This is a genomic window from Streptococcus sp. AS14 (genome assembly GCF_000286495.1).
Taxonomy (GTDB): Bacteria; Bacillota; Bacilli; order Lactobacillales; family Streptococcaceae; genus Streptococcus; species Streptococcus sanguinis_P.
In genome coordinates, this window is the sequence record NZ_ALKI01000018.1 from 99,581 (window position 1) to 125,371 (window position 25,791).

General features: G+C 41.9%; 27 protein-coding genes. 7 read left to right on the forward strand and 20 right to left on the reverse strand.

The genetic code is table 11. The features are described 5' to 3' along the window. The first annotated feature begins 57 nt into the window (after positions 1–57). Both HMPREF1150_RS01505 and HMPREF1150_RS01500 read left to right on the forward strand, forming a co-directional pair. Positions 58–1,047 (forward strand): lipoate--protein ligase, encoded by a 990-nt coding sequence (locus tag HMPREF1150_RS01505; RefSeq protein ID WP_009660420.1) that lies wholly within the window; start codon positions 58–60, stop codon positions 1,045–1,047. A gap of 165 nt (positions 1,048–1,212) precedes the next feature. Further along, entirely contained in the window at positions 1,213–1,851 is a 639-nt protein-coding gene (locus tag HMPREF1150_RS01500; protein WP_002921210.1) for a hypothetical protein, read from the forward strand. A gap of 86 nt (positions 1,852–1,937) precedes the next feature. Here HMPREF1150_RS01500 and xerS read toward each other — a convergent pair whose 3' ends face one another. The 7 genes from xerS to HMPREF1150_RS01465 form a co-directional block, all read right to left on the reverse strand. Beyond that, positions 1,938–3,008: a tyrosine recombinase XerS gene (xerS, locus tag HMPREF1150_RS01495; RefSeq protein WP_009660527.1), complete on the reverse strand. Its 1,071-nt coding sequence runs from the start codon at positions 3,006–3,008 to the stop codon at positions 1,938–1,940. A 178-nt stretch (positions 3,009–3,186) separates the two neighbouring features. After that, positions 3,187–3,630: a MepB family protein gene (locus HMPREF1150_RS01490; protein ID WP_002909740.1), complete on the reverse strand. Its 444-nt coding sequence runs from the start codon at positions 3,628–3,630 to the stop codon at positions 3,187–3,189. Between the two features lie 52 nt (positions 3,631–3,682). Then, positions 3,683–4,483 carry an alpha/beta hydrolase gene (locus tag HMPREF1150_RS01485; RefSeq protein ID WP_002909741.1) on the reverse strand — a complete coding sequence of 267 codons (801 nt, stop codon included), beginning with the start codon at positions 4,481–4,483 and terminating at the stop codon, positions 3,683–3,685. A gap of 78 nt (positions 4,484–4,561) precedes the next feature. Continuing rightward, positions 4,562–6,136 (reverse strand): signal recognition particle protein, encoded by a 1,575-nt coding sequence (gene ffh / locus HMPREF1150_RS01480; RefSeq protein WP_002909742.1) that lies wholly within the window; start codon positions 6,134–6,136, stop codon positions 4,562–4,564. A gap of 28 nt (positions 6,137–6,164) precedes the next feature. Then, a complete protein-coding gene (locus HMPREF1150_RS01475; RefSeq protein ID WP_004191299.1) occupies positions 6,165–6,380 on the reverse strand; it encodes a hypothetical protein in 216 nt (71 codons plus the stop codon). A gap of 2 nt (positions 6,381–6,382) precedes the next feature. Next, positions 6,383–6,715, reverse strand: coding sequence for a putative DNA-binding protein (locus HMPREF1150_RS01470; protein ID WP_009660419.1), 333 nt, complete (start codon positions 6,713–6,715; stop codon positions 6,383–6,385). A gap of 152 nt (positions 6,716–6,867) precedes the next feature. Then, positions 6,868–7,566, reverse strand: a complete 699-nt coding sequence (locus HMPREF1150_RS01465) for a GntR family transcriptional regulator (protein ID WP_002909746.1) — start codon at positions 7,564–7,566, stop codon at positions 6,868–6,870. 238 nt (positions 7,567–7,804) lie between these two features. On the opposite strand from HMPREF1150_RS01465, the gene guaA reads away from it, so the two are divergent. Further along, the gene (gene guaA / locus HMPREF1150_RS01460; RefSeq protein WP_009660508.1) at positions 7,805–9,367 is read left to right on the forward strand and encodes a glutamine-hydrolyzing GMP synthase; all 1,563 of its coding nucleotides are present in this window, start codon (positions 7,805–7,807) and stop codon (positions 9,365–9,367) included. An 88-nt stretch (positions 9,368–9,455) separates the two neighbouring features. Here guaA and HMPREF1150_RS01455 read toward each other — a convergent pair whose 3' ends face one another. The 9 genes from HMPREF1150_RS01455 to HMPREF1150_RS01415 all read right to left on the reverse strand — a co-directional run bounded on the left by HMPREF1150_RS01455 (position 9,456) and on the right by HMPREF1150_RS01415 (position 17,669). Beyond that, on the reverse strand, positions 9,456–10,436 hold the full coding sequence (locus tag HMPREF1150_RS01455; protein WP_009660514.1) for a DUF1002 domain-containing protein: 981 nt from the start codon (positions 10,434–10,436) through the stop codon (positions 9,456–9,458). 275 nt (positions 10,437–10,711) lie between these two features. Beyond that, a complete protein-coding gene (locus tag HMPREF1150_RS01450) occupies positions 10,712–11,566 on the reverse strand; it encodes an alpha/beta hydrolase (protein WP_009660299.1) in 855 nt (284 codons plus the stop codon). Positions 11,567–11,680: 114 nt separating this feature from the next. Beyond that, on the reverse strand, positions 11,681–12,283 hold the full coding sequence (locus HMPREF1150_RS01445; RefSeq protein WP_002915229.1) for a lysozyme family protein: 603 nt from the start codon (positions 12,281–12,283) through the stop codon (positions 11,681–11,683). Further along, positions 12,283–13,257: a nucleoid-associated protein gene (locus HMPREF1150_RS01440; protein ID WP_002915230.1), complete on the reverse strand. Its 975-nt coding sequence runs from the start codon at positions 13,255–13,257 to the stop codon at positions 12,283–12,285. The genes HMPREF1150_RS01445 and HMPREF1150_RS01440 overlap by 1 nt, the downstream gene beginning before the upstream one ends. A gap of 1 nt (position 13,258) precedes the next feature. After that, entirely contained in the window at positions 13,259–14,521 is a 1,263-nt protein-coding gene (glyA, locus tag HMPREF1150_RS01435) for a serine hydroxymethyltransferase (RefSeq protein WP_009660377.1), read from the reverse strand. A 46-nt stretch (positions 14,522–14,567) separates the two neighbouring features. After that, on the reverse strand, positions 14,568–15,158 hold the full coding sequence (locus HMPREF1150_RS01430; RefSeq protein ID WP_009660301.1) for an L-threonylcarbamoyladenylate synthase: 591 nt from the start codon (positions 15,156–15,158) through the stop codon (positions 14,568–14,570). Then, positions 15,151–15,981, reverse strand: coding sequence for a peptide chain release factor N(5)-glutamine methyltransferase (gene prmC, locus HMPREF1150_RS01425; RefSeq protein WP_009660500.1), 831 nt, complete (start codon positions 15,979–15,981; stop codon positions 15,151–15,153). Before prmC ends, HMPREF1150_RS01430 begins: the two co-directional genes overlap by 8 nt. Further along, on the reverse strand, positions 15,981–17,060 hold the full coding sequence (gene prfA, locus HMPREF1150_RS01420) for a peptide chain release factor 1 (RefSeq protein WP_009660266.1): 1,080 nt from the start codon (positions 17,058–17,060) through the stop codon (positions 15,981–15,983). Before prfA ends, prmC begins: the two co-directional genes overlap by 1 nt. A gap of 36 nt (positions 17,061–17,096) precedes the next feature. Continuing rightward, the gene (locus HMPREF1150_RS01415; protein ID WP_009660308.1) at positions 17,097–17,669 is read right to left on the reverse strand and encodes a thymidine kinase; all 573 of its coding nucleotides are present in this window, start codon (positions 17,667–17,669) and stop codon (positions 17,097–17,099) included. A gap of 105 nt (positions 17,670–17,774) precedes the next feature. Between HMPREF1150_RS01415 and HMPREF1150_RS01410 the strand changes: the two genes are divergently transcribed. Beyond that, the gene (locus HMPREF1150_RS01410) at positions 17,775–17,975 is read left to right on the forward strand and encodes a 4-oxalocrotonate tautomerase (protein ID WP_260468138.1); all 201 of its coding nucleotides are present in this window, start codon (positions 17,775–17,777) and stop codon (positions 17,973–17,975) included. Between the two features lie 47 nt (positions 17,976–18,022). On the opposite strand, the gene HMPREF1150_RS01405 is transcribed toward HMPREF1150_RS01410, so the two are convergent. Genes HMPREF1150_RS01405 through HMPREF1150_RS01390 form a run of 4 tightly spaced genes read right to left on the reverse strand, consistent with a single transcriptional unit; the run spans position 18,023 to position 21,366 of the window. Then, on the reverse strand, positions 18,023–19,429 hold the full coding sequence (locus HMPREF1150_RS01405) for a glycoside hydrolase family 1 protein (protein ID WP_009660328.1): 1,407 nt from the start codon (positions 19,427–19,429) through the stop codon (positions 18,023–18,025). Further along, a complete protein-coding gene (locus HMPREF1150_RS01400; protein WP_002924728.1) occupies positions 19,426–20,733 on the reverse strand; it encodes a PTS sugar transporter subunit IIC in 1,308 nt (435 codons plus the stop codon). The genes HMPREF1150_RS01405 and HMPREF1150_RS01400 overlap by 4 nt, the downstream gene beginning before the upstream one ends. Positions 20,734–20,746: 13 nt before the next feature. Further along, positions 20,747–21,037: a PTS sugar transporter subunit IIB gene (locus HMPREF1150_RS01395; protein WP_002909758.1), complete on the reverse strand. Its 291-nt coding sequence runs from the start codon at positions 21,035–21,037 to the stop codon at positions 20,747–20,749. Further along, positions 21,034–21,366 carry a PTS lactose/cellobiose transporter subunit IIA gene (locus HMPREF1150_RS01390; protein ID WP_002895529.1) on the reverse strand — a complete coding sequence of 111 codons (333 nt, stop codon included), beginning with the start codon at positions 21,364–21,366 and terminating at the stop codon, positions 21,034–21,036. Before HMPREF1150_RS01390 ends, HMPREF1150_RS01395 begins: the two co-directional genes overlap by 4 nt. A gap of 371 nt (positions 21,367–21,737) precedes the next feature. On the opposite strand from HMPREF1150_RS01390, the gene HMPREF1150_RS01385 reads away from it, so the two are divergent. From HMPREF1150_RS01385 to HMPREF1150_RS01375, 3 genes are all read left to right on the forward strand, one after another. Continuing rightward, positions 21,738–22,175 (forward strand): DUF3284 domain-containing protein, encoded by a 438-nt coding sequence (locus HMPREF1150_RS01385; RefSeq protein ID WP_009660409.1) that lies wholly within the window; start codon positions 21,738–21,740, stop codon positions 22,173–22,175. A 79-nt stretch (positions 22,176–22,254) separates the two neighbouring features. Beyond that, positions 22,255–24,216: a family 20 glycosylhydrolase gene (locus HMPREF1150_RS01380; RefSeq protein ID WP_009660313.1), complete on the forward strand. Its 1,962-nt coding sequence runs from the start codon at positions 22,255–22,257 to the stop codon at positions 24,214–24,216. Positions 24,217–24,331: 115 nt separating this feature from the next. Beyond that, positions 24,332–25,717, forward strand: a complete 1,386-nt coding sequence (locus HMPREF1150_RS01375) for an MATE family efflux transporter (protein ID WP_032905764.1) — start codon at positions 24,332–24,334, stop codon at positions 25,715–25,717. Positions 25,718–25,791 lie beyond the last annotated feature (74 nt).

Below are 25,791 nucleotides of genomic sequence, written 5' to 3' on the forward strand. Positions count from 1 at the left end.
TAGATTAGACTGGACATAAATCATTGTTCCAGTCTCTATCGTATAAAGAGGTAGCTTATGAAATACATTGTTAACTACTCAAATGATACAGCTTTTAATATTGCTCTGGAAGAATATGCTTTCAAACACCTCTTAGATGAGGATGAAATTTTCCTGCTGTGGATTAACAAACCCTCTATCATAGTGGGACGTCACCAAAATACCATCGAAGAAATCAACCGTGATTATGTTCGTGAGCATGGCATTGAGGTCGTACGTCGTATCAGTGGCGGTGGAGCTGTCTATCATGATCTGAACAACCTCAACTACACCATTATCTCCAAGGAAAACGAAGATCGTGCCTTTGACTTCAAGAGTTTTTCTACGCCGGTTATTAATACCTTGGCAGAGCTTGGGGTAAAGGCTGAATTTACTGGACGTAATGACCTGGAAATTGACGGTAAGAAGTTCTGTGGCAATGCTCAGGCCTATATTAACGGCCGTATCATGCACCATGGTTGCTTACTCTTTGATGTTGATTTGTCTGTCTTGGCCAATGCGCTTAAGGTTTCTAAAGACAAGTTCGAATCAAAAGGGGTTAAATCTGTCCGTGCACGCGTGACAAATATTGTCAACGAATTGCCAGAAAAGATTACTGTCGAAGAATTCCGTGACCTGCTTCTGGACTATATGAAGAAAGAGTATCCAGAAATGACAGAATATGTCTTCTCTGAGAAAGAACTAGAAGAAATCAAGCAAATCAGAGATAGCAAGTTTGGAACTTGGGACTGGAACTATGGTAAATCACCTGAATACAATGTCCGCCGTGGCACCAAGTTTACCAGCGGTAAGGTAGAAATCTTTGCCAATGTTGTTGAATCTAAGATTCAGGATATTAAAATCTATGGAGACTTCTTTGGTATTGAAGACGTAGCAGCAGTAGAGGATGTGCTGCGCGGTGTTAAATACGAGCGTGAAGATGTACTTAAAGCTCTTGAAAGGATTGATATTAGCCGTTACTTTGCTGGGATAAGCAGAGAAGAGATTGCCGAAGCTATCGTCGGTTAAAATATGACATAAAGAAAACCAAGCTCTCGAAGAGTTTGGTTTTTCATGTAAACAGTATATTTCAAATCAACAACATTCTTACGTTTCCTTAACCAGCTAGTTTTCTCTAGGCTTTATCTAACAGATATGATAAAATGATAGGGAATTAGAGAAAGGGGTGCCTTGATGCAGAAAGTCCCAGTAGAAAGCCTTGGTCTGTTTGAGCAGTTGGACCGCACAGTTGTAGCTTTTCTGAAGAAAAAACCATCTCCTAATCCAGACAATTTTTATGTTAGCATATCTCCAGAAGATTATGAGAAAAAGAAAGAAGAATTTGAAAAATCAGGCTATCAAGCTGTGAAATTACCGCTTGGCATGGCGTTGGATAATGTTATTCAGCAACCTTCTTTCCAAAACCTAGTCATTGGCGGGCTCTACATGGTAGATGTTTTCGTTCCCAAGGAAGACCTGATGCCCTTGAAGGATCTTGTAGACAGCTTTTGTATCATGTTTGCAGCAGCTAATAATCGAATAGAGAATATCAAGGCTTACGATCTGATGAAGAGTAAAACGGTCTATTTTATCGGAAAACTCTTCACGGATAATCCTCAGCCAGGCGATGAAGTTAGCTTCGAAGGGCTGAATAGAGAGACAGCAGAAGGCTCCTACGAAGCAGTCAAATGTTTCCTAACTAGAGAAAGCGCTGAAAAGTACAACTCCAAGAATCGACCTGTCACAGCAGCAAATCTGGAGCATCTCAAGCACTTCTGGGGCAGACCGCTTATTATTGAACCTCATCGGAACTATTGGATTGAATTTTTATAAAAGAAAGAGCGAAGCATCTAAACTAGATTTTCGCTCTTTTGTTGTTATTGCTGTCTCTGTTGTTACATATTTTAAATTATGTAATATTATAATTTATCCAAAGCATTCTTTTGCTCATCATTGACAATATGGGTGTAGAGGTCCGTTACCTGAGTGCTAGCATGCCCTAGCTGATGACTTACGAGAACTTGAGATTTGGTTGCATCATATAAGCGTGTAGCAAGCGTATGGCGGAGTTTGTGAGGAGTCACTCGCACTTTGAAGTCCTCAGAATACTTGGCCACCATTTTTTCAACACTAGAAGCATCAATTCTATTAGGAGTGCCACGGTATTCAGTCAAAAAGAAGGCTGTATCAGTCTTTTCGGCCTTGTATCGTTTGCTTCGAATACTCAGGTACTCCTCTAAATAGGACTTGGCAAAAGCAGCAACATTGACAGAGTCCCTTTTTCCGCCTTTTCTTGTCACTTCAATGACCATCATTTTGAGATTGATGTCTTTCAGATCCAGATTAACAGCTTCAGACAGACGAACGCCAGAGGCTAGTAGCAAGGCAATAATGGCTAGATCACGTTCCTTGTTCTTGTTGAAGGAGGACAGAGCTCGATTAGAGAGTTTCTTGGGGTACTCCGTATCAATATACTGGAGAAATTCTTCTGTCTCATCCCCTAAAAAGAGCTTCTGCTTAATATTCTCTGCACGGGCTGCCAGAGTTTCCTTTTTCTTCTTAGTAGCAACTTTTTTCATCACATTTCGATAGAAGTAAGGCTCGCCCTGTTCGTTTTCGACTTCCTCAGTCAAATATTTGTAGAGGCTAGATAAAGCCGAAAGAGTCCGGTTAATGGTTGTCTGGGAAACACCATTTTGAGTTGTATTGGCATTGAGAAGCGGCCGCTCGCGCAGATAAAGAATGAAGGCTTCCATGTCTTTTTTGGTCATATTTTCCAAGATTGAGAGAGGAATCTCAGCAATATGCGAAGCATCCGTGATACCAGATTCTAGCATCCAGTTAAAAAAGCGATCATATTCTTTGAGATATTCGTATAAGGTTGTAAAACTATAAGGCACCGCCAGCTTAGACTGGTAATATTCCAGAATGTACCAGGGCATAGTGGCTTTGAGTCTATCAATTCTTTCTAATAACAGTTCACGTCTCATCACATTTCTCCGTTTTTTCTATAATGGTAGTATAGCATATCTAGATATATTTTTCAAGAAAATTATAGTTTTTCGGAAAGATGACAGAGGGAAGTAAGCAATCTAACTTTAATACAAAAAAGATAATAAAAACAAGACAGAGTTTAGTTTCTCAACTCTATCTTGTTTTACCTAAAACTTATTCTTCTAATTTGATTTTTTTAAAATAATCCAGTTGCCATTTTTGTGTTGCCTGAGCTGTTTTATTTAAATTTGTGCACCAGGACGGATAAAACCGCATAGCCATCTTTCCTTTACAATCCTTTGTAGAAAGAATTTTTTTACTAATAGCCACCCCTTTGGGAATTATAAATATACCGCAATGACAGTCGTCAATAACGACAATAACTAGTTCATCACCCAAGTCTCTATCAGTATAAGGAATATTCTTGTTGTTTTGGTCTTTTTTCCAAAAGACTGTAAAGTAGCCTTCTTTTTTGGGTGTTTTCTTTGCCAAACGGCATCTTTTATATTCTTGATTATCCTTTGGCTTAATTAAAATGCTTTCATAGTCTTCGTTCCATTTTTCATTTACCAGATCAAAGTCACCATAATACCTATAAAGAATGTCTGTCATTTTCATTCTTTTATTGCCTTTCTGATTTTTACTAAAATTAAATTATGTAAAATATTTACTAGAATAAAAACTCCCTAATCAAATCAACTACCTGTTCATTTTGCGGCAAGGAAGAATGATGGGCGTCCTTGCCTACGATGACGACCTCTCTGTGTGAAGCGATTTTTCCTTTGTAAATCAAACTCCCAGCCTCTACACTGCTTTTATGGACAATTCCGTCGCCATCTCGGAAAAAGATTCCCAAAATTGACAAATGCTCCAGCTTCTTAGGCAGTTTTTCCTGGTTGTCTACAAAGTCAACTAACATCGCAACTCGATGATTGAGATTTTTCTTGTTCAGATTATAAGGACTGCCGATAGTCAGGAGCTTTTCCATCTCTAGCCCAGAATGGTTTGCAAGGTATTGCTGCAGGAATAATGTATAAACTAGACCACCGTTAGAATGTCCAAGCGCCTTAAAGCTGTTAAAAGAATACTTCTCTCGCAAGGCAGTCAAGACAGCGTCAAACATTGCTGCTTGATTCTTGATATTTTCATAACCATCGCGATTATTTTGAAAGCCAACTACAAAAATGGGATTTCTATCCTTTCGCTTCAAATGCCCTCGGTAAGTTATATGCCCGTCATTCCAAATTTTAATACGGAGCAAACTATGATGCGGATGCTGATTACGATTGAGTTTTTTAACCATTCGATTAAATCGATTCTCTGTCGCCGAACTACCTGGAATCATGATAATAGGATGTATTTTGACCTTGCTGGCAGGTAGATGAGAAATAGGGTGGGAAGGCAGCTTATTCAATAATTTTTGAAAGGTTTTAGCAAGTCGATGAATGCATCGAGTAAAAAAAGGCTTCATTATAGTCTCCGTATCTGAATCTGATGTTTCCAAAAACAAGCCACATAAAACTTAGTTATGCGACTTGTTTTTTTGTTATTACTTCCGCTTCTTCTTGTTTTTCTTCATTTGCTTGGCCATCTTGTTCATGCTGCGGCGCATCAGGAACTCTCCAGCCTTGCCCTTGAGTCCGCCGCCAAACATTTGGCTCATATCCGGCATGCCGGATCCTCCTAAGCCTGACATATCTGGCATACCGCCTTGACCCATCATGCCTTCTAGAGCTGACATGTCGGGCATTCCTCCGCCGCCAGGCATGTTCTTAGGCATATTGTTTGGATTGAGCCCCATTTGCTTCATCATCTTGCTCATATCGCCTGACAGAACGCCCTGCATCATCTGCTTAGCTTGATTGAAGTCTTTGATAAATTTATTGACATCGACGAAGCTGTTACCTGAACCATTGGCAATCCGACGGCGACGGCTAGGACTCAGCAAGTCAGGATTTTCCCGCTCAGCTGGTGTCATAGAGGATACGATGGCACGCTTGCGAGCAATTTCTTTCTCATCTACTTTGATATTCTTGAGAGCAGGATTATTGGCCATACCTGGAATCAGCTTGAGCAAGTCTTCCATAGGTCCCATGCCTTGTACCTGATCCAGCTGATCAATGAAGTCATTGAAATCAAAGGTGTTTTCCCGCATCTTTTCAGCCATTTCAAGCGATTTTTTCTCATCGTATTCCTGAGAGGCTTTTTCGATCAGAGTCAGCATGTCCCCCATGCCCAGAATCCGACTGGACATGCGGTCTGGGTGGAAGGTTTCGATATCAGTAATCTTTTCACCGGTACCAGTAAATTTAATAGGCTTACCAGTAATCTGACGGACAGACAGGGCTGCACCACCACGGGTATCGCCATCAATCTTAGTCAGGATAACCCCGGTCACCTCCAGTTGACTGTTAAATTCTCGAGCGACATTAGCCGCCTCCTGACCAATCATGGCATCTACAACCAAGAGGATTTCATTCGGATTAGCCAGCGCTTTGACATCTGACAGCTCCTGCATGAGCTTTTCGTCAATCTGAAGGCGCCCAGCCGTATCAATCAGGACATAGTCATTGTGGTTTGCTTTGGCTTGCTCCAAACCCTGACGGACAATCTCAACTGCTGGAACTTCCGTGCCTAAAGCAAAGACAGGAACATCAATTTGCTGTCCAAGTGTTTTCAGCTGATCAATAGCCGCCGGACGGTAAATATCCGCCGCAATCATGAGAGGACGAGCATTTTCTTCTTTCTTGAGCTTATTAGCAAGCTTTCCAGCAAAGGTGGTCTTACCAGCCCCTTGCAGACCAACCATCATGATAATAGTTGGAATCTTTGGTGACTTGATAATCTCAGCAGTATCAGAACCCAGAATAGTTGTCAGCTCTTCGTCAACAATCTTGATAATCTGTTGCGCTGGATTGAGGGTGTCGATAACTTCATGGCCGACAGCTCGCTCACGGACTTTCTTGATAAAGTCTTTGACAACTGGCAGGGCAACATCGGCTTCTAAAAGGGCCAAACGAATCTCTTTGGTTGCTTCCTGAACATCGCTTTCTGAGATTTTTCCTTTTCTGCGCAGATTTTTAAAGACGTTCTGCAAACGTTCCGTTAAACTTTCAAATGCCATTTTTTTATTCTCCTAGTTTCTATTTCGATCAATTCAGTGGAAATTTTCCAAAACGTGTTAAACAAGCGTATTCCTCAGCAGAGACTTCTTTCATAATCTCATTTGGGTAGCCCCAGCAGCTGAAGCCTTCTTGCATTGCCTTAGAAAGATCGTCAGGGGAGATGATTTGTACCCTGGCAGGAAAAGATTCTTCCAACTCTAACAACCAGCAAGACATTCCCTTGTAGATAACTTGTTTAGCCATGATTACTCTCGGTTGTCAATACCAGACAGAATCCCAATCTGCTCCTGCAGATAGCTGTCGTTAGGGTATTTCTCTGTAATCTGGTCAAATATCTGGCTTCTAACAATGTAGTCCGAGTACATGTGCAGCTTTTTCTCATAGTCTTCCAGAATCTTCTCCGTCCGCTTGATATTATCATAAACAGCCTGACGGCTAACACCAAACTCCTCAGCAATCTCTGCCAGACTGTAATCATCTGCATAGTAGAGCTCGATATAGTTCATCTGCTTGTCAGTCAAAAGCGCCGCATAAAACTCAAAAAGAGCATTCATTCGGTTTGTTTTTTCAATTTCCATAAGAAACATTATACCAGAAAAGCATGATAAACTCTAGTCTGACAAGGGAAATATACACTCGAAATATGAGATTGCAAAACTACAATCAGCTTTTTCTTCCGAGTAAAAGACAAGTTAAAAACCCTTGGTGATAACCAAGAGTTTTGCAATAATTAATTGTTTTCCAAATAAAATTCAAAACGATCGCCGACATACTGACTTTTTACATATTCAAAAGCTGTGCCGTCGTCAAAGTAAGAAATCTGAGTCAGTCCTAAGATGGCATGACCACGAGGAATATCAAGGTAATTGGCGATTTTTTCCTTAGCCAGCCGAGCATAAATCGTCTGCTGGGACTTGCCAATCTTATAGCCATGTTCCTGCAAGGTCTGAAAGAAATGACTTGTCACCTCTTCTTTTTTGAAATTCTTAATGAACTTCTCTGGAATTGAAGCTACCTCGTAAACCACTGGCAAATCGTCAGCGTAGCGAACCCGCTCCATCCGAATGACATTTTCTGTCTTATGGATGCCTAGCTTCTCCACTTCCTGCTCACTCGGCAGAGTGCGTCGATAAGAAATGAGCTGGCTGGACGGCGTTTTGCCTTGAGCTTTCATGATTTCCGTGAAGCTGGTGGTGCCGCGCATTTTCTCCTGAACGCGTGTGCTGGCTACAAAGGTTCCACTACCGACCCGACGCTCCAGCACCCCCTCCTCAACCAAGAGTGTGATGGCCTGACGCAGGGTCATACGGCTGACCTTAAAGGTTTCGGCTAGATCTCGCTCACTGGGCAGGCGCTCTCCAATCTCCCAAACGGCATCGTCGATGTCTTTCTTAATCTGATCATGAATTTTGATATATGCGGGCAACATGTTGACTCTTCTTTCTTATTTGGTACCTTCCTTTATTTTAGTACCAAATACTTCAAATGTCAAACTAAATGATAAGGATTAGCTCTCAAATACTTGCTTTTCTCACGATTCTAGCAGTTTTGTCAAATAAAGACTCATATTCGTTTTTTCAGCACTCTTGCTCCTTATTACCTTGGAAAAATTCCTTTTTTGTGATAAAATGAGGGGAAAAGATTACTTCTTTTAAGAAAGGGAACAGATGACAACTAGAACTGAATTGCAAGATGTCGAAAAGATCATCGTGCTTGATTACGGAAGCCAGTACAACCAGCTGATTTCACGCCGCATTCGTGAAATCGGTGTTTTTTCTGAGCTCAAGAGCCACAAGATTACTGCTGACGAAGTCCGTGCTATCCAGCCTGTCGGGATTATCCTTTCCGGCGGTCCAAATTCTGTATATGAAGACGGCTCCTTTGATATTGACCCAGAAATTTTCGAGTTGGGCATCCCGATTTTGGGGATCTGCTATGGTATGCAGCTTTTAACTCACAAGCTGGGCGGCAAGGTTGTCCCTGCTGGTCATGCTGGAAATCGTGAATATGGTCAGTCGACTCTGTCACATACTGCCAACTCCAGCCTTTTCAACGGAACACCTGAAAGCCAGCTAGTTCTTATGAGCCATGGAGATGCAGTAACAGAAATTCCCGCTGACTTTGTCCGTACTGGTACTTCTGCTGACTGTCCTTTTGCAGCAATTGAAAATTCTGCTAAGAAAATCTACGGCATTCAGTTCCACCCTGAGGTTCGTCATTCAGAATTTGGTTATGATATCCTGCGCAACTTTGCTCTTACTATTTGTGGAGCCAAAGGCGACTGGTCTATGGATAACTTCATTGACATGGAAATTCAAAAAATCCGCCAAACCGTTGGTGACAAGAAGGTTCTGTTAGGACTTTCTGGTGGTGTAGACTCTTCTGTCGTCGGTGTTCTCTTGCAGAAAGCAATCGGAGATCAACTAATCTGTATCTTTGTGGATCATGGCCTTTTGCGTAAAGGCGAAGCAGATCAGGTCATGGATATGCTGGGCGGTAAATTTGGTTTGAATATCGTCAAGGCTGACGCGGCTAAACGTTTCCTTGATAAACTAGCCGGCGTCTCAGATCCAGAGCAAAAACGTAAAATCATCGGAAACGAGTTTGTCTATGTCTTTGACGACGAAGCCAGCAAACTGAAAGATGTGAAATTCTTGGCTCAAGGGACTCTCTATACAGACGTTATCGAGTCCGGAACTGACACCGCTCAGACTATCAAGTCTCACCATAACGTTGGTGGTCTGCCGGAAGACATGCAGTTTGAGCTGATTGAGCCGTTGAACACACTTTATAAGGACGAAGTGCGTGCCTTGGGTACCGAGCTTGGTATGCCTGATGAAATTGTCTGGCGCCAGCCATTCCCAGGCCCAGGGCTTGCTATTCGTGTCATGGGAGAAATCACAGAGGAAAAATTGGAAACTGTCCGCGAATCTGATGCTATTCTCCGCGAAGAAATCGCTAAAGCTGGTCTTGACCGCGACATCTGGCAATACTTTACTGTTAATACTGGCGTCCGATCTGTTGGGGTCATGGGAGACGGCCGGACTTACGACTACACAATTGCGATTCGCGCTATCACTTCTATCGATGGTATGACAGCTGATTTTGCCAAGATTCCTTGGGATGTCCTGCAAAAAATCTCTGTTCGTATCGTCAACGAAGTAGACCATGTCAACCGCATTGTCTACGATATCACCAGCAAACCACCTGCAACTGTAGAGTGGGAGTAACAAACAAATCTTATTTTAAATGATAACTGTAGAAACAAACAAGGCTAGAACTAAAATGTTCTAGCCTTGTTTTAATACAGTCTTGGAATTAACCGCCAAACAATCCTTTAAAGAAGTTGACAATGGCATTCCAGATATTAGAAAAGAAATTACCGCCTTCTTGAATGAGGCCGTTTGCATCAAAGTTGAGGTTAATATTGTTAAAGGTATCCCCTGCCTTTGAAACAATGCTGTCTTTCAAGTCACTAAGGGTCTTCGTAAAGTCAGAATCTGTAATGACTCCACTGTTTGAAAGATTGATAGCAAAATTCACGATGAGGTTAATTTGGTCACTGGTCACTGACTGAGACAGGCCGTAGTTTTTCAAGGTTTCTTCAACAATCTTACGGACATCATCTGCTGTCAGATTGCTGTTGTTCTTCTTAGCGTTGGCGATAGCCGCTTTGATATCAGCCAGAGCTACGTTAAGCTTGTCCGCATCATAGCCTTCCTTACCTGTATTTTCAGCATTGATACCAGAAAGGGCAGCCAGTTCTTCCTGCGCTAGGTTTTTATTTTCCTGAGGAATGGTCGCGCCATTATCCTCAAGAGAGTAGTAAATCCCTGCCAAAGCACTCTCACCTGTTACCGGAATCGGTGCCGCAACGGTAATCTGCGCGTGCTGAACACCTAGAGTAACAGCCGCGTTGCGATACATATCTTCTGTAACCTTGGTGATGTTTTGTGGAGTGACAATTTTGACCTCTAATGGCTTATTGCTGCCTAACTTCTGGATTTTTACAGAAGAATAAAGCTGCAGGCTAGGGTCGTTAGCAACATCCATGATTTTAGAGTAGACTTCTGGAGTCATGGTCTTAAGTGGCTTGCTATCACTGGATGAATTGTAGCCAAGCATCTGCAAGGTCTGCTGTTTTTGGCTCTCATCTAAGGAGTAACCCAGCACATACTCAGGCTGCACGTATGTCTCATCAATGACTTTCTGAACATTTGAATCGGCAGCTGCGGTTGATACAGTAAACAGAGTAGCCAGTAAGGCTCCTACTGTCATTAAAATTTTTTTGAATTTCATATTTTTTCCTCTTTTCCTCCCGCTATAGTTTCCCAAATTCTATAGCTTTTTTATAGAGCAAACTTCTTTCTGAGTGCCTCGAATTTCTGTTTCTTGAGCTTGTGATTTTCGCTCCTTTTGATGTTTAGAGTGCTTCAGTTAAGTTGCTGCAATGATGGAGTTATTATTATCTCATCCATTGAGGGCTTGAGATAATAGATACATTTTACAACATTTCTCAAAGAAGTTCAAAGAAAAAACAGTCACTGGATTTGCTTGCCAGTAACTGCTCTTTCCTACTTTTTCCAAAGGAAGTCAATCAGTAATTCGTCTACTTCTGGATTCTCATGCAATTGGCTGTGCTGAGCCAACTGACCTGTGATTTTCTTTTCCTGGTAAGATTTGGCATTTTCAACCATGAGATATTTGAGGCTGCGAGAAGAAATATTGAGGACAGAACCGTCGGATTCGTTTTTAAAATCACCGTAAATGTTCAGAACATCTACTTGTTCTTGCGGGTAAACTTCTCGTAATCCCAGTAGTTTTTGATAAGTCTGGCTCATAGCACTAGGCTGGCCAGTTTGGTCGTCTAGAATTGTCAAATCTTCAGGCAAGTCCCTTCCTTCCAGACCATTAACATGGTTGGCAATATTGACCTGCTTTTGCAACTGAGGAAGATTTTCATCCTGACCGTTCTCTAGCATATAAAAGAGGATGGACATATTCCCCATCGAATGGCCTACCAGATTCATCTTATTAAAGCCATAAGTCTCTTGTAGCTTACGAATCACAGCAGCTGCATACTTACCATCTTGAGCATAGTCGGCATTGCGGTTATCTTCGTAGTTTACCTTAATAATGGGATTGATAGCACCTTTCGGTATCTCGCCTAATAAGCTTACTTGACCGTTTTTACTGACATTTGCTGTGATAATTGTCTGAGTGACTCCAGCTTTTTTGGCTGCCTCTGTCATATGATTTTCAGCATTAGAGCTGGATCCAAAACCGTGGAAAAACAAGGTCGGCGTTGTTGACTGAACATATTGTTTTGTATTGAGTCCACCGGCTTCTTTATGGTTGTAAAAAGCTGTTAGACCGGCAATTGTCACCAAAACTAGAATAAGGAGCTTAAAACCAAGTTTTTTGTTCATTTTTCATTCCTTTTTATGATAGATGTACAAAATTATATCATGTATCCATCGTGGTTACAAATATCCGGATTATTACTTCACCATCAAAAAAGAAAGAAGCTTGAAAACTTCTTTCTAAAACCATTTTAAGAGGCGCATGATATGCATGTTCATCTTGACCTGACGGGAATAATAATAATTACCGCCGTTGATATAGAGCTCTGGGCCGTGGAAAATAGAGATCAGGTTATAGTAGCCGTAGGTCTTGCCTGTTACATTCCCTAAGCTTGGCGCCACTACATCTTTTGAATATTTCTTAGCCAGCTCCAGCGTATTTTCGCCACCATTTTTAGCGACATAGTCGATATAGGCTTGACCGAAATTATAGGCTTGTACTGCTGTCCAAACGTCCACCTTTTTCTCGCTGGCTAACTCCAGGTTATCAGACAAGGTCTGGACGCCCTGGCGAATACTTTCTTTGTTATCCGTGATGGCATTGGTCTGACCAGTCGCGCTTTCACTGGACTGCATGACATCGGTGTCTTTTCCCTTGGTTTCTGTATAAATCATGGCCAGTACCAATTCTTCATTGGCCGCTGTGTCCTGTTCGTCTAGCACTTCTCTGACCAAAGTCTGATACTTCATGACCTGCTTGACATCATGATGAACCTGATAAATCTTATAGCCAGCAAAGAGCACGAAAAGGACTAGAATCAGTCTTCTTAGAAATTTAAACATTATTTATTTTGGATATCCTCGATGTTCTTAATCAAAATAGAATAGGTCCCGTTGTCGTTCTGGATAAATTCTACCGACTCTGCGTCCTGATAGATATTATTGGGAACGATGAGCTCAATTCCGTTTGAAAGGGAGAGTTTCTGATTTTCGAACTTTTTCTTCTGGCGGCTGCTGTCAATCTCATCAAACTTGACTGGCTCAGGAATAGCTTCCTTGACTTGGTCGATAAAGGTAAGACGGGCAGTCAGATTGCTGTCAAAAAGATCATCGGCCAGTTTCTCAGGCGACAGTTCGTCATTTTCTTCCAGATTTTTGAAAATACTGGATTTGACCTTGGACTGGAACTGAAAATCGTCTTTATTAAAGCTTTCTGCAACCTTCTGAGCCGTCTTCTCAAGCGCTTTGATTGATTTCTTGGCTGAGATTGTCGGATTGACCTGCAAGAGATTGTCTGACATATAATTGAGAAAGGCTCCGTTATACTTGATGCGTTTTTCAATCAGATGGTACTTGCGAGACTTGAGATTAATGACCAAAGCCTCGTCTGCCCCCGTACCAAAGCCAGGCAGATTATTCTGCGTCAGCTTGATAGGATTGTCCACCTCTCCACCCAAATGGGTCAGAGTTTCCCGTAGAGCAATCCGCAAAAAAGCGAAGTGCTCCACACCTTCTTTGTCAAACTGGACAAAAATCAGATCATTAGTTTTCTGGTTTTCACTGACAGAAAACTCCTCCTGCCAGAGCTTGGCCACTGTCACTGATGTTTCCAGTAGATCGTCTGAAAGCTGGGCTAAAAAGACGTTTTCGGGATCGAAAACACCTGTTTTAGCATCGTCAGAGTAGACCCGCTCAATCTTCTTGCGCAGGTACTCTTCAATCTTGGGAGTAATGTTGAGAAACTTATCCGCCAGCAGTAGTTCGGTATCAGCTGGGCTGAATTGATGAATAATGGCTTTTTTTACGTAAATATCCATCTTAGTTCAAGCCCTCATAGAGTGGAAAAGCGTCCGTTAGTTCGCGAACTTCCGCCCGCACCTGATTCAGCACCGCTTCGTTTTCAGCATTTTCCAGAGCCTTGATAATAAGCTCGGCCACCTTGATACTTTCTGTTACACCAAAGCCTCGAGCTGCAATAGCTGCTGTACCGATACGAATCCCGCTAGTCTTAAATGGTGACAAAGTTTCGTAAGGGATGGAGTTTTTATTAAGGGTAATATTAACCTCATCCAAGAGATTTTGTGCTACTTTTCCATTTTCTACAACCTTAGTAACATCTACCAAGAAAAGGTGATTTTCAGTACCGTCAGAAATCACACGGAACTTATCATGCTGACGGAAGACTTGAGCCATAGCTTGGGCATTGTCCAAAATCTGCTGAGCATAAACCTTGAAAGCTGGGTCAAGCACTTCTTTAAAGGCCACCGCTTTGGCTGCAATAACGTGTTCCAATGGTCCGCCTTGAATGCCTGGGAAGATGGCTGAGTTGATTTTCTTAGCCAATTCTTCATCATTTGTCAAAATCAATCCACCGCGAGGTCCGCGCAAGGTCTTGTGTGTCGTCGTGGTTGTGATATCCGCATAAGGTACCGGGCTTGGATGGAGACCTGCAGCAACCAAACCAGCGATGTGAGCCATATCTACCATCAGCTTGGCACCTACTGCATCAGCGATTTCACGGAATTTTGAAAAGTCGATGATATGAGAATAGGCTGAAGCCCCCGCCACAATCAGCTTAGGCTGCACTTCCTTGGCTTGCTGGAGGATAGCATCAAAGTTAAACAATTCTGTTTCTGGATCAACACTATAGGATACAAAATTATAGGTTTGACCAGAGAAGCTGACTGATGCACCGTGAGTCAAGTGACCGCCAGCAGACAGATCCATGCCCATAACTGTATCGCCTGGCTCAATCAAAGCCATATAAGCTGCACAATTAGCCTGGCTGCCTGAGTGAGGCTGAACATTAGCAAACTTGGCACCAAAAATTTCCTTGGCGCGTTCAATTGCCAGACTCTCAATCACATCCACTACATCTGTCCCACCATAGTAACGGCGACCTGGGTAGCCTTCAGCGTACTTATTGGTCAAAATAGAACCTTGAGCAGCCATGACAGCTTTAGAAACGACATTTTCTGAAGCGATCAGCTCAATATTATGCTGCTGACGTTCTTCTTCTTTGGCAACTGCTTCCCAAATCTCTGGGTCAAATGCTTTGTAGTTTTCTTGGTCAAAAATCATAAGGTGTCTCCCTTCTTTTGCGAAAATAGGACCTTAGGTCCTAAAGTTAAAAATTTATATCATTTACTTGGGCGAGAATATCCTCGCGCGTGATTGCCCCTTGGCGTAAAATGAGTGCCTTCTCTCCAGACAAGTCCAGAATAGTTGAATCCTGACCTGTCAAAGATGCATCATCTTCTACTCCCGAGACCTCCTCTTGAAAATCCATCATAATCTGCTGGAAAGAAGTTCCACTAGCTTTTCCAGAAAGATTGGCGGATGGACCAATCAAGGGCCCGTACTTGCGAATCAAGTCAAGCGTAACCGGATGCTTAGGAATCCGAAAGCCCACAGTTTCCATACCTGAGTTGATCCAAGTCGGCACTCGGTCATTAGCTTGAAGGATAATAGTCAAAGGCCCAGGCAGAAAGGCTTGATAGAGTTGCTTCAGATAACTGGGCTGTTTCTTAGAAAAAGCATAAATCTCTTCTAAACTCGCCACATTGAGATTAAGAGCCTTGTCACGAGGTCTTCGTTTTAATTCGTAGACTCGCTCAACTGCCTCTTCATTTAAAGCCTGAGCAAAGAGGCCATAAACAGTTTCTGTCGGCAGGACAACCGCTCCACTGGCCGCTAGAATCTTTTCTATCTTATCCATTGTCCATCGCCACCATCCTATCTTTGCCAAATTGATCTTTCAGGACTCGGATTCGTTTTTGAGGGAAGTTTTTTTCCAGCAACTCCCTGACACCGTCTCCTTGCTTGTAACCAATTTCCAGATAGATTTTTCCTATTTTTGTCAGATAGTCTCCTGCCTGCTCGGCTATTTTCCGATAGACGGCATAGCCATCTTCCTCAGCAAAAAGGGCCATGTGAGGCTCTGAGGTCAAAACATTGAGTCCGACTTCGTCTTTATCTGCTTCTGAAATATAGGGCGGGTTAGAGACGATAATGTCAAATTTTCCTTGAATTGCATCCAAGCAATCAGACTGGACAAAAACAAGGTTAAGTCCGCTGGATTGAGCATTTTCTGCTGCTAAGGCAAGAGCATCGCCAGAGAGATCAGAAGCAGTAATCTGCCAGTCTGGACGGCTGTTTGCCAGTGCCAAAGCAATGGCTCCGCTACCCGTTCCGATATCCAAGACAGACAGAGAACTTTCAGGATTTTCTGACAAAATCAGCTCCACCAGCTCCTCCGTCTCAGGCCTTGGAATCAGAACTCGCTCGTCCACCTTGAGAGTCAAGCCGTGAAAGTCACTGCTGCCAATGATATATTGAGCCGGCTTATGGGCAAGCAGCTGCTCTTGAATTGCTTTTAGCTGTTTACGGTCTTCCTGGCTGACTTCTGTCCAAAGTTTGAGAACAAAGTCGGTAAAGGAGAGCTTATTGAGAGCTCGATAAACGAAAGACAGGCTTTCTGCTTCTTCTCCCGCTGCTACTAACTCCTGCTCTAGCTCCACCAAATATTGAGCCAATGTCATTATTTATTCAGCTCTTCTAGTTTTTGCGTTTGGTCATAGAGAACCAGAGCGTCAACGACTTCATCCAGTTTGCCAGCTAAAATCGTGTCCAGCTTTTGCAAGGTCAAGCCGATACGGTGATCTGTCACTCGATTTTGCGGAAAATTATAGGTGCGAATCCGCTCTGAGCGATCACCTGTACCAATCGTGGACTTGCGCTCTGCATCCTGCTCATCTTGAGCGATTTGAGCAAAGTGGTCTGCTACACGAGCTCGGATGATTTTCATAGCCTTATCTCTATTCTTCTGCTGGGTCCGCTCTTCCTGCATTTCGACCTTGATATTGGTAGGCAAGTGAACGATACGAACAGCAGTTGCAACCTTATTGACGTTCTGTCCGCCAGCACCAGATGCATGGTAGATGTCAACGCGCAGATCTTTAGGATCAATGTCGTATTCTACTTCTTCGATTTCTGGCATAACCAAGACAGTTGCTGTGGAAGTATGAACGCGACCTTGGCTTTCTGTTACAGGAACCCGCTGTACGCGGTGAGCACCTGATTCATACTTAAGCTTTGAGTAGACCGACTGACCCGAAACCATAGCGACTACTTCCTTGATCCCGCCTACACCATTATAAGAAGCCTCCATGACTTCGAAGCGCCAGCCTTGGCTTTCAGCATATTTTTGATACATCTGCAAGAGGTCACCAGCAAACAACTGCGCTTCGTCTCCTCCCGCAGCCCCGCGGATTTCAAGGATAATATTCTTATCATCGTTTGGATCCTTCGGTAAAAGGAGGATTTTTAGTTTTTCCTCGTATTCCTCTTTTTCAGCCTTGGCATCTTTAAGCTCTTGCTTAGCCATTTCTTCCAAGTCAGCATCACCAGAGGCGTCTTTTATCATTTCTTCAGCGTCTGTGATGTTTTGAAGGACTTTTTTATACTCACGGTAAGTTGTCACTGTATCGCGGGTGCTGGCTTCTTCCTTAGAAAGCTCCATAAAACGCTTGGTATCGCTGACTACATCAGGGTCGCTTAGGAGTTCACCAAGTTCTTCATAGCGATCTTCAACTGCTTGTAACTGTTCATAGATGTTCATAGATTTTTCATCATCTCCTTTATTTCTATCATTGGATTATTTAATGTCAGGGTTAAAATAGTGCTTGCGGCAGACTGAGGTATAGGTCTCGTGGCCGCCAATTTTAATCTGTTCTCCGTCATAAACCGGCTTTCCGTTATCAGTCCGTAAAACCATGGTGGCCTTACGAGAGCAATATTGGCAAATGGTTTTAATCTCCTCAATCTTGTCAGCCAAGAGCAAGAGGTGTTTGGATCCTTCAAAGAGTTCATTGCGAAAATCATTTTTCAGACCAAAAGCCATAACCGGAACATCCAGCTCATCCACCACTCTAGCCAAATCATAGACATGATGGCGTTTCAAAAACTGGGCCTCATCAATCAAAACACAATAAGGCTTTTCAGGCAGCTGCTGGATATAGCCAAAAATATCCGTCTGATCTTCAATAGCCAGAGCATTCCGCTTCATGCCGATACGACTAGAAACAACACCAAAACCGTCGCGGGTATCAACAGCCGAGGTCATGATAACTACGCTCTTGCCTTGTTCTTCATAATTGTGGGCCACTTTCAAAATTTCAATGGTCTTGCCCGAATTCATCGTGCCATATTTGTAGTATAACTGAGCCATAATTTAAATCTTTGCTAATTCACTATCTCCATTTTTACTTCACATTATTTTACCATAATTCACTACTCTTTAAAACCTCATTTGTGATAAAATAATGATAAAGAAATAAAGGAGGCAGAAAATATGCCATTTGTTAGAATTGATTTATTTGAAGGTCGTACTCTGGAGCAGAAAAAAGCTCTCGCTAAGGAAGTAACTGAAGCTGTTATCAGAAATACAGGCGCACCTCAGTCTGCTGTCCATGTCATTATTAACGACATGCCAGAAGGAACCTACTTCCCACAAGGTCAAATGCGAGAAAAATAAAAAAGAAAGGCCGGCAGTGTATAGGAATATAAACTGCTGGCTTTTTTCTATGAATGGGTTCTACTGTTTTCTCTTTTGCTCTCAAATTCTTTAATTAATTTTTGATACCAGTAAAAACTATCTTTTCGAATCCGCTCTAGACTACCACCTTCTTCCTCATCACGGTCTACATAAACAAATCCATAACGCTTGCCATAGCCGTTGAGCCATGAAAGTAAATCTGTGAAAGACCATGTACAATAGCCGATGACTTGGCAACCATCTTCTATGGCATTTTGTACAGCTGTAATATGCTTATCAAGATATTCAATCCGATATGGGTCATGTATCTTTCTATCTTCCGTTAAGGTATCATACTCTCCTAGCCCATTTTCAGTTATCATAATCGGGATGTCATATCTACTGGTAATCCGCCGTAAAGCAATTCGCAAACCAATTGGATCTATTTCCCACTCCCAGCTAGTACGCTCTAAGTGTTCATTTGGCACATGCTTAAACTGGTCCGGCTCACCAGCTTCAGCATTCGGAACATTAGCAGCAAAAGTATGAGATTGGTAATAGTTGACGCCTATGAAATCTGGACGGCCTGCTTTTAAAATCTCTAAATCCCCTTCTCGAATATCTAATTCTATATCGAATTGATTTTTCAGATAAGCTAAGGCTGTCTTTGGATAACGTCCCAATAGATAAGCATCCATCCAGTACCAAACATTAATATCCAAGGATTTCTCCATAGCTAGAACATTCTCTGGCTGATTATCCAGAGCATAGAGGACAGGAAAAGCAAAGCTTGGACCGATTTGACCTTTTATTTTCAAATCATGGAATCGTTTGATAATCGTTGCATTAGCCAAGTTGACAATGTGATTTACCTGGTGCATTAACTGAATATTTTTGATTCCTGGTGGAAAACGACCATCCCGATAGCCTAGTCCAACAAAGACATTTTGCTCATTGAGTCCAATCCAATATTTCACTCGATCTCCAAAGTTTTTGAAGAGAACCTCTGCATAATACAGGAAATCGTCGATTATCTTTCTGGATTCCCAACCGCCGTACTCATCTTGCAATACTTGAGGTAAATCCCAGTGATAGATTGTGATAATGGGTTCAATATTATATTTGAGAAGTTCATCAATCAGATTTGAATAAAATTCAATCCCTTTCTGATTGACCTCTCCTCGTCCCTCAGGCAAAATACGGGTCCAAGCAATAGAAAAACGATAAGCTTTTAGGCCCATTTCGGCCATCAGTTTAACATCTTCTTTATAGTGATGGTAATGATCCACTGCCACGTTGCCAGTCGTGTTTTTAAAAGTCCTATTAGGCTGGCGAACAAAGACGTCCCATATAGATAGACTCTTACCATCTTCATCCCAAGCTCCTTCAACTTGATAGGCAGCTGAAGCCGATCCCCAGAGAAAGTCTCTGGAAAATTTTGTTACATCAATCAAGCTGCTGCACCTCCTTTGGCTTCTATTGCTTCCGCTTCAGCTTCTTGCTTAACCAATTGCTCTTCGTATTTCTTGAAGAATGGATAGTAGATTAACATAGCTGGTAAAATCAAGATATAGTCCCAAACGAAGTTTTGCCAACGAAGGGTTGTCAAGTAGTTGCTGAATCCCATTGGCAACTGCGCACTAACCACTATCCAAGCAGGAATAATAAAACCTGTTTGGTAAGCAAAATAAGTCAAGATCATCATAATTGGCACATTGAGTACATAAGGGATGCAAAGAATTGGGTTGAACATAATTGGCATACCAAATGTTACCGGCTCATTGATACCAAACCACCCAGGAATGAGCGAAATCTTAGAAACGGCACTAATTTGTTTGGATTTTGAGCGCAAGCCCATCAGGACTAGTGCCCAAGTATTCCCAGTACCGCCAACTAAAGCCATAGAAGTGTAGAGCAAAACTGGGAAGAATTGCATTGGCTGACCGTTCGCATGAAGAGCAGCATTGGTTGTTGCCGCTTGAATCCCAAGTGGAGAAATGATTGGAATAATGATGAGGGTACCATGAATACCGAAGCACCAAAGAACCAGCGCTAACATACAAAGCATCACAATCCCTGGAACAGATGATACAGCGCCAAGCGGTGCACGCAAGAGAGCCATAAAACCAGACGGAACGTTGTAAGCTCCTGCTGTCAAAGCACCAATACCAACATTCAGCAAGAGGAAAAGAGTAATGGAGAAAAATACTGGCAAAATAGAACCAAAACTATCTTGAAGAAATTGTGGCACTACATCTGGCATCTTAATTTTAATATCTTTTTCATAGCAGAATTTTTCAATCTGTACAACGACAAAGACAATGAAGAAGCTGATGAACATACCTTGTGACCCAAGATAGTCTAACTGTAGTCCGGAGAATTTTTCAGTATCAACAAAAGCTCCTGCTACCAACATGAAAGTAACTGCTGTATCAACCGCAGCCATAATAGGAGATTTCAATTTCAAATTCTTAGCATAATGATAAGCAAAGAAGATAGCAACCCAGATAGAGATAAAATCCATCGAATAACGGAAAGGCAAGGTCAATGTATTATACACTGCATCCCCTGTTTTGAACCAGCCTAAAGCTGTTTCATTTCCAATTGCAGCTAAGACTTGAAATAAGGAACCCACGGTAATCAATCCCAAGAGAGATCCTAATCCAGCTTGTAAAGACTGTATAAACACATTGTTGGCCAGTTTATAACCAATTTCCTGAAGTTTGGTCATAAATTTACTGTTAAAGAATTTTTCCATCAGAAAATCCTCCTTAAGATATTGCTTTAATTAATTGAAAGATATTCTTACAATCTCCCATTGCATAATCCATGGCTGGAATGGTGGCAACAGGTTTTGATACTGTCTCTTTGACCGAATCAAGTTTATAAGAGACCTGAGGGCCTAATAAAATCACGTCATAATCCTGAGCATAATCTTGATAGTCCATCAATCCGACCGCTTTGATATCGAGGTCAATACCTTGGTCATTTGCATATTGCTCCATTTTTTTCATCAGGATGCTCGTGGACATACCAGCCGCACATATTAATAAGATTTTCATTGTCTTTCTCCTTCTCGATTGGAATACAGCTCAATCATCTCAGTGATAAGGTCAATGGCCAAAAGACTGGTCATAAAATGGTCTTGCGCATGAACAAGCAGTATACTCAACTGATGACCGTTTCCTTGTGCTTCTTCCTGCAATAAATCTGTTTGGGAATGATGGGCCTTTAAAATAACACTATTTGCCTCATCCATTAATTCCTTAGCTGCATCAAATTCTGCTAGTTTTGCTTTTTTAAGTGCTTCAAAAGCTAAGGATCGGGCTGCACCAGAATTGGCAATTAAGGACATGGCAATAATCTCTGCTGAACTATTCCATTCTTCCATACAAGCTCCTCCTTTCCAGTTGACTTCTTACCCACAGTTTACTATAGCTCTATTCCACTGTCAAAAACGTTTACATTTTCTTGATATACAGTTTTCTATCTTAGTGTATCCATTTTCAAATGCCATTCATACTCAATTTGTTATAAAAAATTTACAGCAATAGTTTCTTGCGTGCTTTACCACTGGCACTCGCTATTTTTAAATAGTTCCCTTAATATATTTTAGAACCTATCGTAAAATTAGTGTATAAAAAATAATCGTTTTTTATGATAATGTATAACACAAAGCTAAAGAGTATAAAAAAGCGCTAAAAACCGTCTCATTTCCCTAAAGGGGTTACTTTCCACAAGGGCTTATTATATACTTAATTTATGAAGATTATTAGAGAACTCCAAGTCACTTCAGACGAATTTTATGACTTCTTGGAAAACGAGTTTCTGAATCAAATCAATCAAGCTGACAATCAAACAAAAAAGATAGATAGGTTAAAGAAAGGACTTCGTTACTCAAAATTGTCAGACAATATTTACACTAAGACTGATTATGAGATTCTGGACTATCGTCGCCATGAAACCTACGTTATTCAAATCTCGTCCCATAGTGAAAAAACGATTACTTCCTACAAGACCAAGCCTTGCGCAAAAGGGCTAGAAGTTACACTAGAACAAGAACAAAATAAATTGACAAAAAATTCAAAAAGCAAGCTCATCAAGTGGATGGGAGAGCTACTCTACTTTGGTCGTCTTTCGGAAAATCTTTATAAGATTCAAGGCGAAATCGAGAAGACTAGAAAAGAGAAAACTCAGTAACAGGCAAATCCGATTCATACCTTCTTTTTGCGCCCAGATTTATGACTTGCAGATATTCAGATAGTTCAAGGAGCAGATTATGAAACAAGGCATCACACCTCAATATTGGAAACAAGAAAACAACGGTCGCTATTTCACTAAAGAAACTCAAATATTCAGCCCTCTGCCTATTTTAACCGACACTTTACTGGCTCATCCAAAAGCAAGAAATGATGGCCAGCTGGCTTTCCCTGCTATTCATTTCATAGAAGGGATTTCCCGAGAAGTCGGACTAGAGGTCATGCAGTCCTTTTCACTTCCCTATCCATCCAATCCTGAAGCGCACATCGTAAAGATTGCTCAAGACGGCATTTTCGTTTATGCCTTGTCTCAGCGTGGCTTATTTTATGGGGCCATTTCAATTATCCAAATGTTGCAGGATGGCTACTTGCCTTATGGCTTGGCCTACGACGAACCCGTCTGTTCCGAGCGTGGTCTCAAGGTCTTTTTACCGTCTCGTAAGAATATGGATTTCTTCAAGCAATTTGTGGATATGCTTGCTTTTTTCAAGTACAATACGATTATGATTGAAATCGGCGGTGCTATGGAATATAAAAAACACCCTGAAATTAATCAGGAGTGGATTAAATATTGTGCTGATATGGCTGAATACTCTGGCAAGACCAAAGAAATCCAAGACTATACCTTCCCTTGGTACAAGAATGCCATTCACATGGAGAATGGTGACGGGGAGTTTCTAAGTCAAAATGATGTGAAAGATCTGGTCCTCTACTGCAAGGAACGATTTTTTGAGGTGATTCCTGAGGTTCCCTCTCTTGGACACTGTGACTACCTGATGCTTGGCCACCCTGAAATCGCAGAAATCCCTGAAGATCCTTATCCGGACACTTACTGCCCATCAAATCCTGCCTCTTATGAACTCCTATTTGATGTTCTGGATGAAATCATTGAGGTCTTTGAACCTGAAATCATCAATATCGGACATGATGAATACTATTCAATTGCCATGTGTGAGCGCTGCAAAGGGAAGGCTGGAGCTGATATCTTTGCAGAGGACATTATCAAGATTTATGACTACCTCAAGCAGAAAAATGTCCGAACCATGATTTGGGGAGACAAGCTTCTGAAAAACGCTATCGTTCCTGATGCAGGGCCTTTTGGTGGAGCAGAAATCATCATGTACACTCCCCAGTTCAAAAAAGATACAGGCAAAAAAGTTGGCATCATGCCGGCAACCTGGCAGGCCATTCACCAGATTCCCAAAGATGTCGAAATTCTTCATTGGCTCTGGAGTTTGGATGAAAAACTGGAAGATGAAGTTTTGGAAGAAGGCTTTAGCATCCGTTATGGTAATTTTGAAGGCAATCTCTTTCCACATTGGGCTGAGCATTTGAAGAAGGGGAGCAAGGGAGCTATCATCTCCAACTGGAGCACCTTAAACGAGGTAATCCTGCAGAGAAATGTCATTTTCTTCGGCTTGGCCTATGCTTACGAGATGTTTTGGAATCATGACTATCGTGATGAAGACTATGCGACTATCCGTGATAAAACCTTATCTTATCTCTTCCATTACCACTATCCCGACCTTCAAAACCACACGCGCAGTCTTGAAGCACTGGCTCACCCTAGCTGGATTGAAGTTGGCTATGCTACTGACTATTTTGTGGAATACCAATGGTTTGTGGACGGTGTCTTCCCTGAAATGGAAACCTATCAAATCGGCAATATCCTACTAACCTATGCTGATCAAACCGAGTTCACTCTTCCCATTATCTTTGGAGAAAACATTGGCAAAACAAGTGTTAACTGGGAACGGTCTAGCAATACTAACCCTCTACCTGGCGAACCCATCTATAAGGTAGATGAGCAATTATTTGAAGTCTCGCTTAGCACCAAACCTTATCAAAAAGACGGCCAGACTTTCTTTGCCTTTCCAATCCAAAATCCTTATCCAGAAAAGGAATTGAAGAATGTAGAGGTTCAAACAGAAGCTAATAAAGATTGTCAAATTTTTGTTGATCAAATTGCCTATTATCACTAAACTTGAGGCTTATTTCAAGCTATCAGGTAGAAAGAGCGAAGTTTATTCGGAGTCAGAATCATCCAATTCAAAAAGAACTACAAATTTCTAGATATCAGGTTACTAGACATACTGATTGCTTATCCTATTTGAAACGAAGGGAGGTGGGACAGTGAGTGAAAAGAAAACATTTCTGAAACAATTCTTACGTCTCAGTCTACCGTTTTCTCTTCAATTTCTACTGGCCAGCGCTGTCAATCTAGCTGATGTTGTCATGATTGGACAGCTAGGGGAAAAACAAATCGCAGCTGCTGGTGCTGCCAACCAGATTTTCTTTCTCTTGACTATTGTACAGTTTGGTATCGGTAGCGGAGCTTCTGTCTTCATGGCCCAATACTGGGGAGCCCAGCGAATTGCTGATATGAGAAAAACCTTGGGATTAGTCTATATGCTGAGCGGACTCATCTCCGCTTCCTTTACTTTAGTCGCTTTACTTTTTCCCAAGCAACTGATTGGTTTTTATATTCATGATACCGAAGCTATTGAGTTGGGCGCCCAGTACTTATCTATCGTCTCCTGGACCTACCTGATGACAGCTATTACAACTTCTCTGGCTACTATGTGTCGGTGCAGTAACGAAGTTTTCTTACCAACTCTTGCAAGTCTCCTATCCATGGCGACCAATATCATTGGCAATGCCGTCCTTATTTTTGGGCTGATTGGGTTTCCTAAACTTGGACTGGTTGGTGCCGCTATTGCTACCTTTATGGCTCGATTGCTAGAGCTTTGCTGGTTAGTCTTTGGTGTCTATCGAACAAGGATGGCTGGAGCCGCTAGCATAGCAGAACTCTTTGCTTTCCACAAAGACTTCGTTTATCAATTTTTGAAAAAAACCTTGCCAGTCGTCTTCAATGAAGGCGCCTGGTCTTTTGGAACATCAATTGGCTTGGCTATTATCGGATTATTAGGTACTGAAGTGGTGGCCTCCACTCAGATTGCTAGCGCCATTGCCCAAATTGGATTTGTCTTTGTACGCGGTGCGGGAAATGCCGTAGCTGTTATGCTAGGCAATACCATCGGAGAGAATCAAGTAGAAAAAGCCTTACAAGATGCCAAGCGCTTCTTACTTCTATTACCTCTCATCGGACTCACTGTCAGCATCCTACTCATCTGGGCCATGCCTTTAGCTCTGAAACTCTACAACTTAAGCAATCAGACAGAGCAGCTAACCATCTTGATGATTCAGTTAAATGCCCTGTTGTTTATTCCAAAAGCTTTTAGTGTTGTTTTAATCGTTGGGATTTTACGTAGCGGAGGCGATACCAACTATGCCTGCCTTCTAGATATTTTACCTGTCTGGCTCTTCAGCATTCCACTTGGCTATGCCTTGGTTAGCCTGCAGGCTCCCATTTGGCTAATCTTTCTTGTGATAAATGGCGAAGATGTTCTCAAACCAATCTGGGGCATCCCTCGTGTTTTCTCAGGAAAATGGCTGCATAATCTTGTGCACGAGCGCATGTAAAAAAGCATCTAAATCACAACATTACCACAGAAATCGGAAGTGTAAATCCCGACTAAAAAGGGTAATGAGAGTTA

Excerpts from the sequence above, each read along its gene's own strand:
- HMPREF1150_RS01505 (WP_009660420.1), top strand. The coding sequence starts at position 58 with ATGAAATACATTGTTAACTACTCAAATGATACAGCTTTTAATATTGCT.
- HMPREF1150_RS01500 (WP_002921210.1), top strand. The coding sequence starts at position 1,213 with ATGCAGAAAGTCCCAGTAGAAAGCCTTGGTCTGTTTGAGCAGTTGGAC.
- HMPREF1150_RS01490 (WP_002909740.1), bottom strand. The coding sequence starts at position 3,630 with ATGAAAATGACAGACATTCTTTATAGGTATTATGGTGACTTTGATCTG.
- HMPREF1150_RS01415 (WP_009660308.1), bottom strand. The coding sequence starts at position 17,669 with ATGGCTCAGTTATACTACAAATATGGCACGATGAATTCGGGCAAGACC.
- HMPREF1150_RS01450 (WP_009660299.1), bottom strand. The coding sequence starts at position 11,566 with ATGAACAAAAAACTTGGTTTTAAGCTCCTTATTCTAGTTTTGGTGACA.
- HMPREF1150_RS01445 (WP_002915229.1), bottom strand. The coding sequence starts at position 12,283 with ATGTTTAAATTTCTAAGAAGACTGATTCTAGTCCTTTTCGTGCTCTTT.
- glyA (WP_009660377.1), bottom strand. The coding sequence starts at position 14,521 with ATGATTTTTGACCAAGAAAACTACAAAGCATTTGACCCAGAGATTTGG.
- HMPREF1150_RS01430 (WP_009660301.1), bottom strand. The coding sequence starts at position 15,158 with ATGGATAAGATAGAAAAGATTCTAGCGGCCAGTGGAGCGGTTGTCCTG.
- HMPREF1150_RS01470 (WP_009660419.1), bottom strand. The coding sequence starts at position 6,715 with ATGGAAATTGAAAAAACAAACCGAATGAATGCTCTTTTTGAGTTTTAT.
- HMPREF1150_RS01485 (WP_002909741.1), bottom strand. The coding sequence starts at position 4,483 with ATGAAGCCTTTTTTTACTCGATGCATTCATCGACTTGCTAAAACCTTT.
- HMPREF1150_RS01400 (WP_002924728.1), bottom strand. The coding sequence starts at position 20,733 with ATGGAAAAATTCTTTAACAGTAAATTTATGACCAAACTTCAGGAAATT.
- HMPREF1150_RS01390 (WP_002895529.1), bottom strand. The coding sequence starts at position 21,366 with ATGGAAGAATGGAATAGTTCAGCAGAGATTATTGCCATGTCCTTAATT.
- HMPREF1150_RS01380 (WP_009660313.1), top strand. The coding sequence starts at position 22,255 with ATGAAACAAGGCATCACACCTCAATATTGGAAACAAGAAAACAACGGT.
- HMPREF1150_RS01395 (WP_002909758.1), bottom strand. The coding sequence starts at position 21,037 with ATGAAAATCTTATTAATATGTGCGGCTGGTATGTCCACGAGCATCCTG.
- HMPREF1150_RS01440 (WP_002915230.1), bottom strand. The coding sequence starts at position 13,257 with ATGGATATTTACGTAAAAAAAGCCATTATTCATCAATTCAGCCCAGCT.
- ffh (WP_002909742.1), bottom strand. The coding sequence starts at position 6,136 with ATGGCATTTGAAAGTTTAACGGAACGTTTGCAGAACGTCTTTAAAAAT.
- xerS (WP_009660527.1), bottom strand. The coding sequence starts at position 3,008 with ATGAGACGTGAACTGTTATTAGAAAGAATTGATAGACTCAAAGCCACT.
- HMPREF1150_RS01385 (WP_009660409.1), top strand. The coding sequence starts at position 21,738 with ATGAAGATTATTAGAGAACTCCAAGTCACTTCAGACGAATTTTATGAC.
- HMPREF1150_RS01475 (WP_004191299.1), bottom strand. The coding sequence starts at position 6,380 with ATGGCTAAACAAGTTATCTACAAGGGAATGTCTTGCTGGTTGTTAGAG.
- guaA (WP_009660508.1), top strand. The coding sequence starts at position 7,805 with ATGACAACTAGAACTGAATTGCAAGATGTCGAAAAGATCATCGTGCTT.
- prfA (WP_009660266.1), bottom strand. The coding sequence starts at position 17,060 with ATGAACATCTATGAACAGTTACAAGCAGTTGAAGATCGCTATGAAGAA.
- HMPREF1150_RS01455 (WP_009660514.1), bottom strand. The coding sequence starts at position 10,436 with ATGAAATTCAAAAAAATTTTAATGACAGTAGGAGCCTTACTGGCTACT.
- HMPREF1150_RS01465 (WP_002909746.1), bottom strand. The coding sequence starts at position 7,566 with ATGTTGCCCGCATATATCAAAATTCATGATCAGATTAAGAAAGACATC.
- prmC (WP_009660500.1), bottom strand. The coding sequence starts at position 15,981 with ATGACATTGGCTCAATATTTGGTGGAGCTAGAGCAGGAGTTAGTAGCA.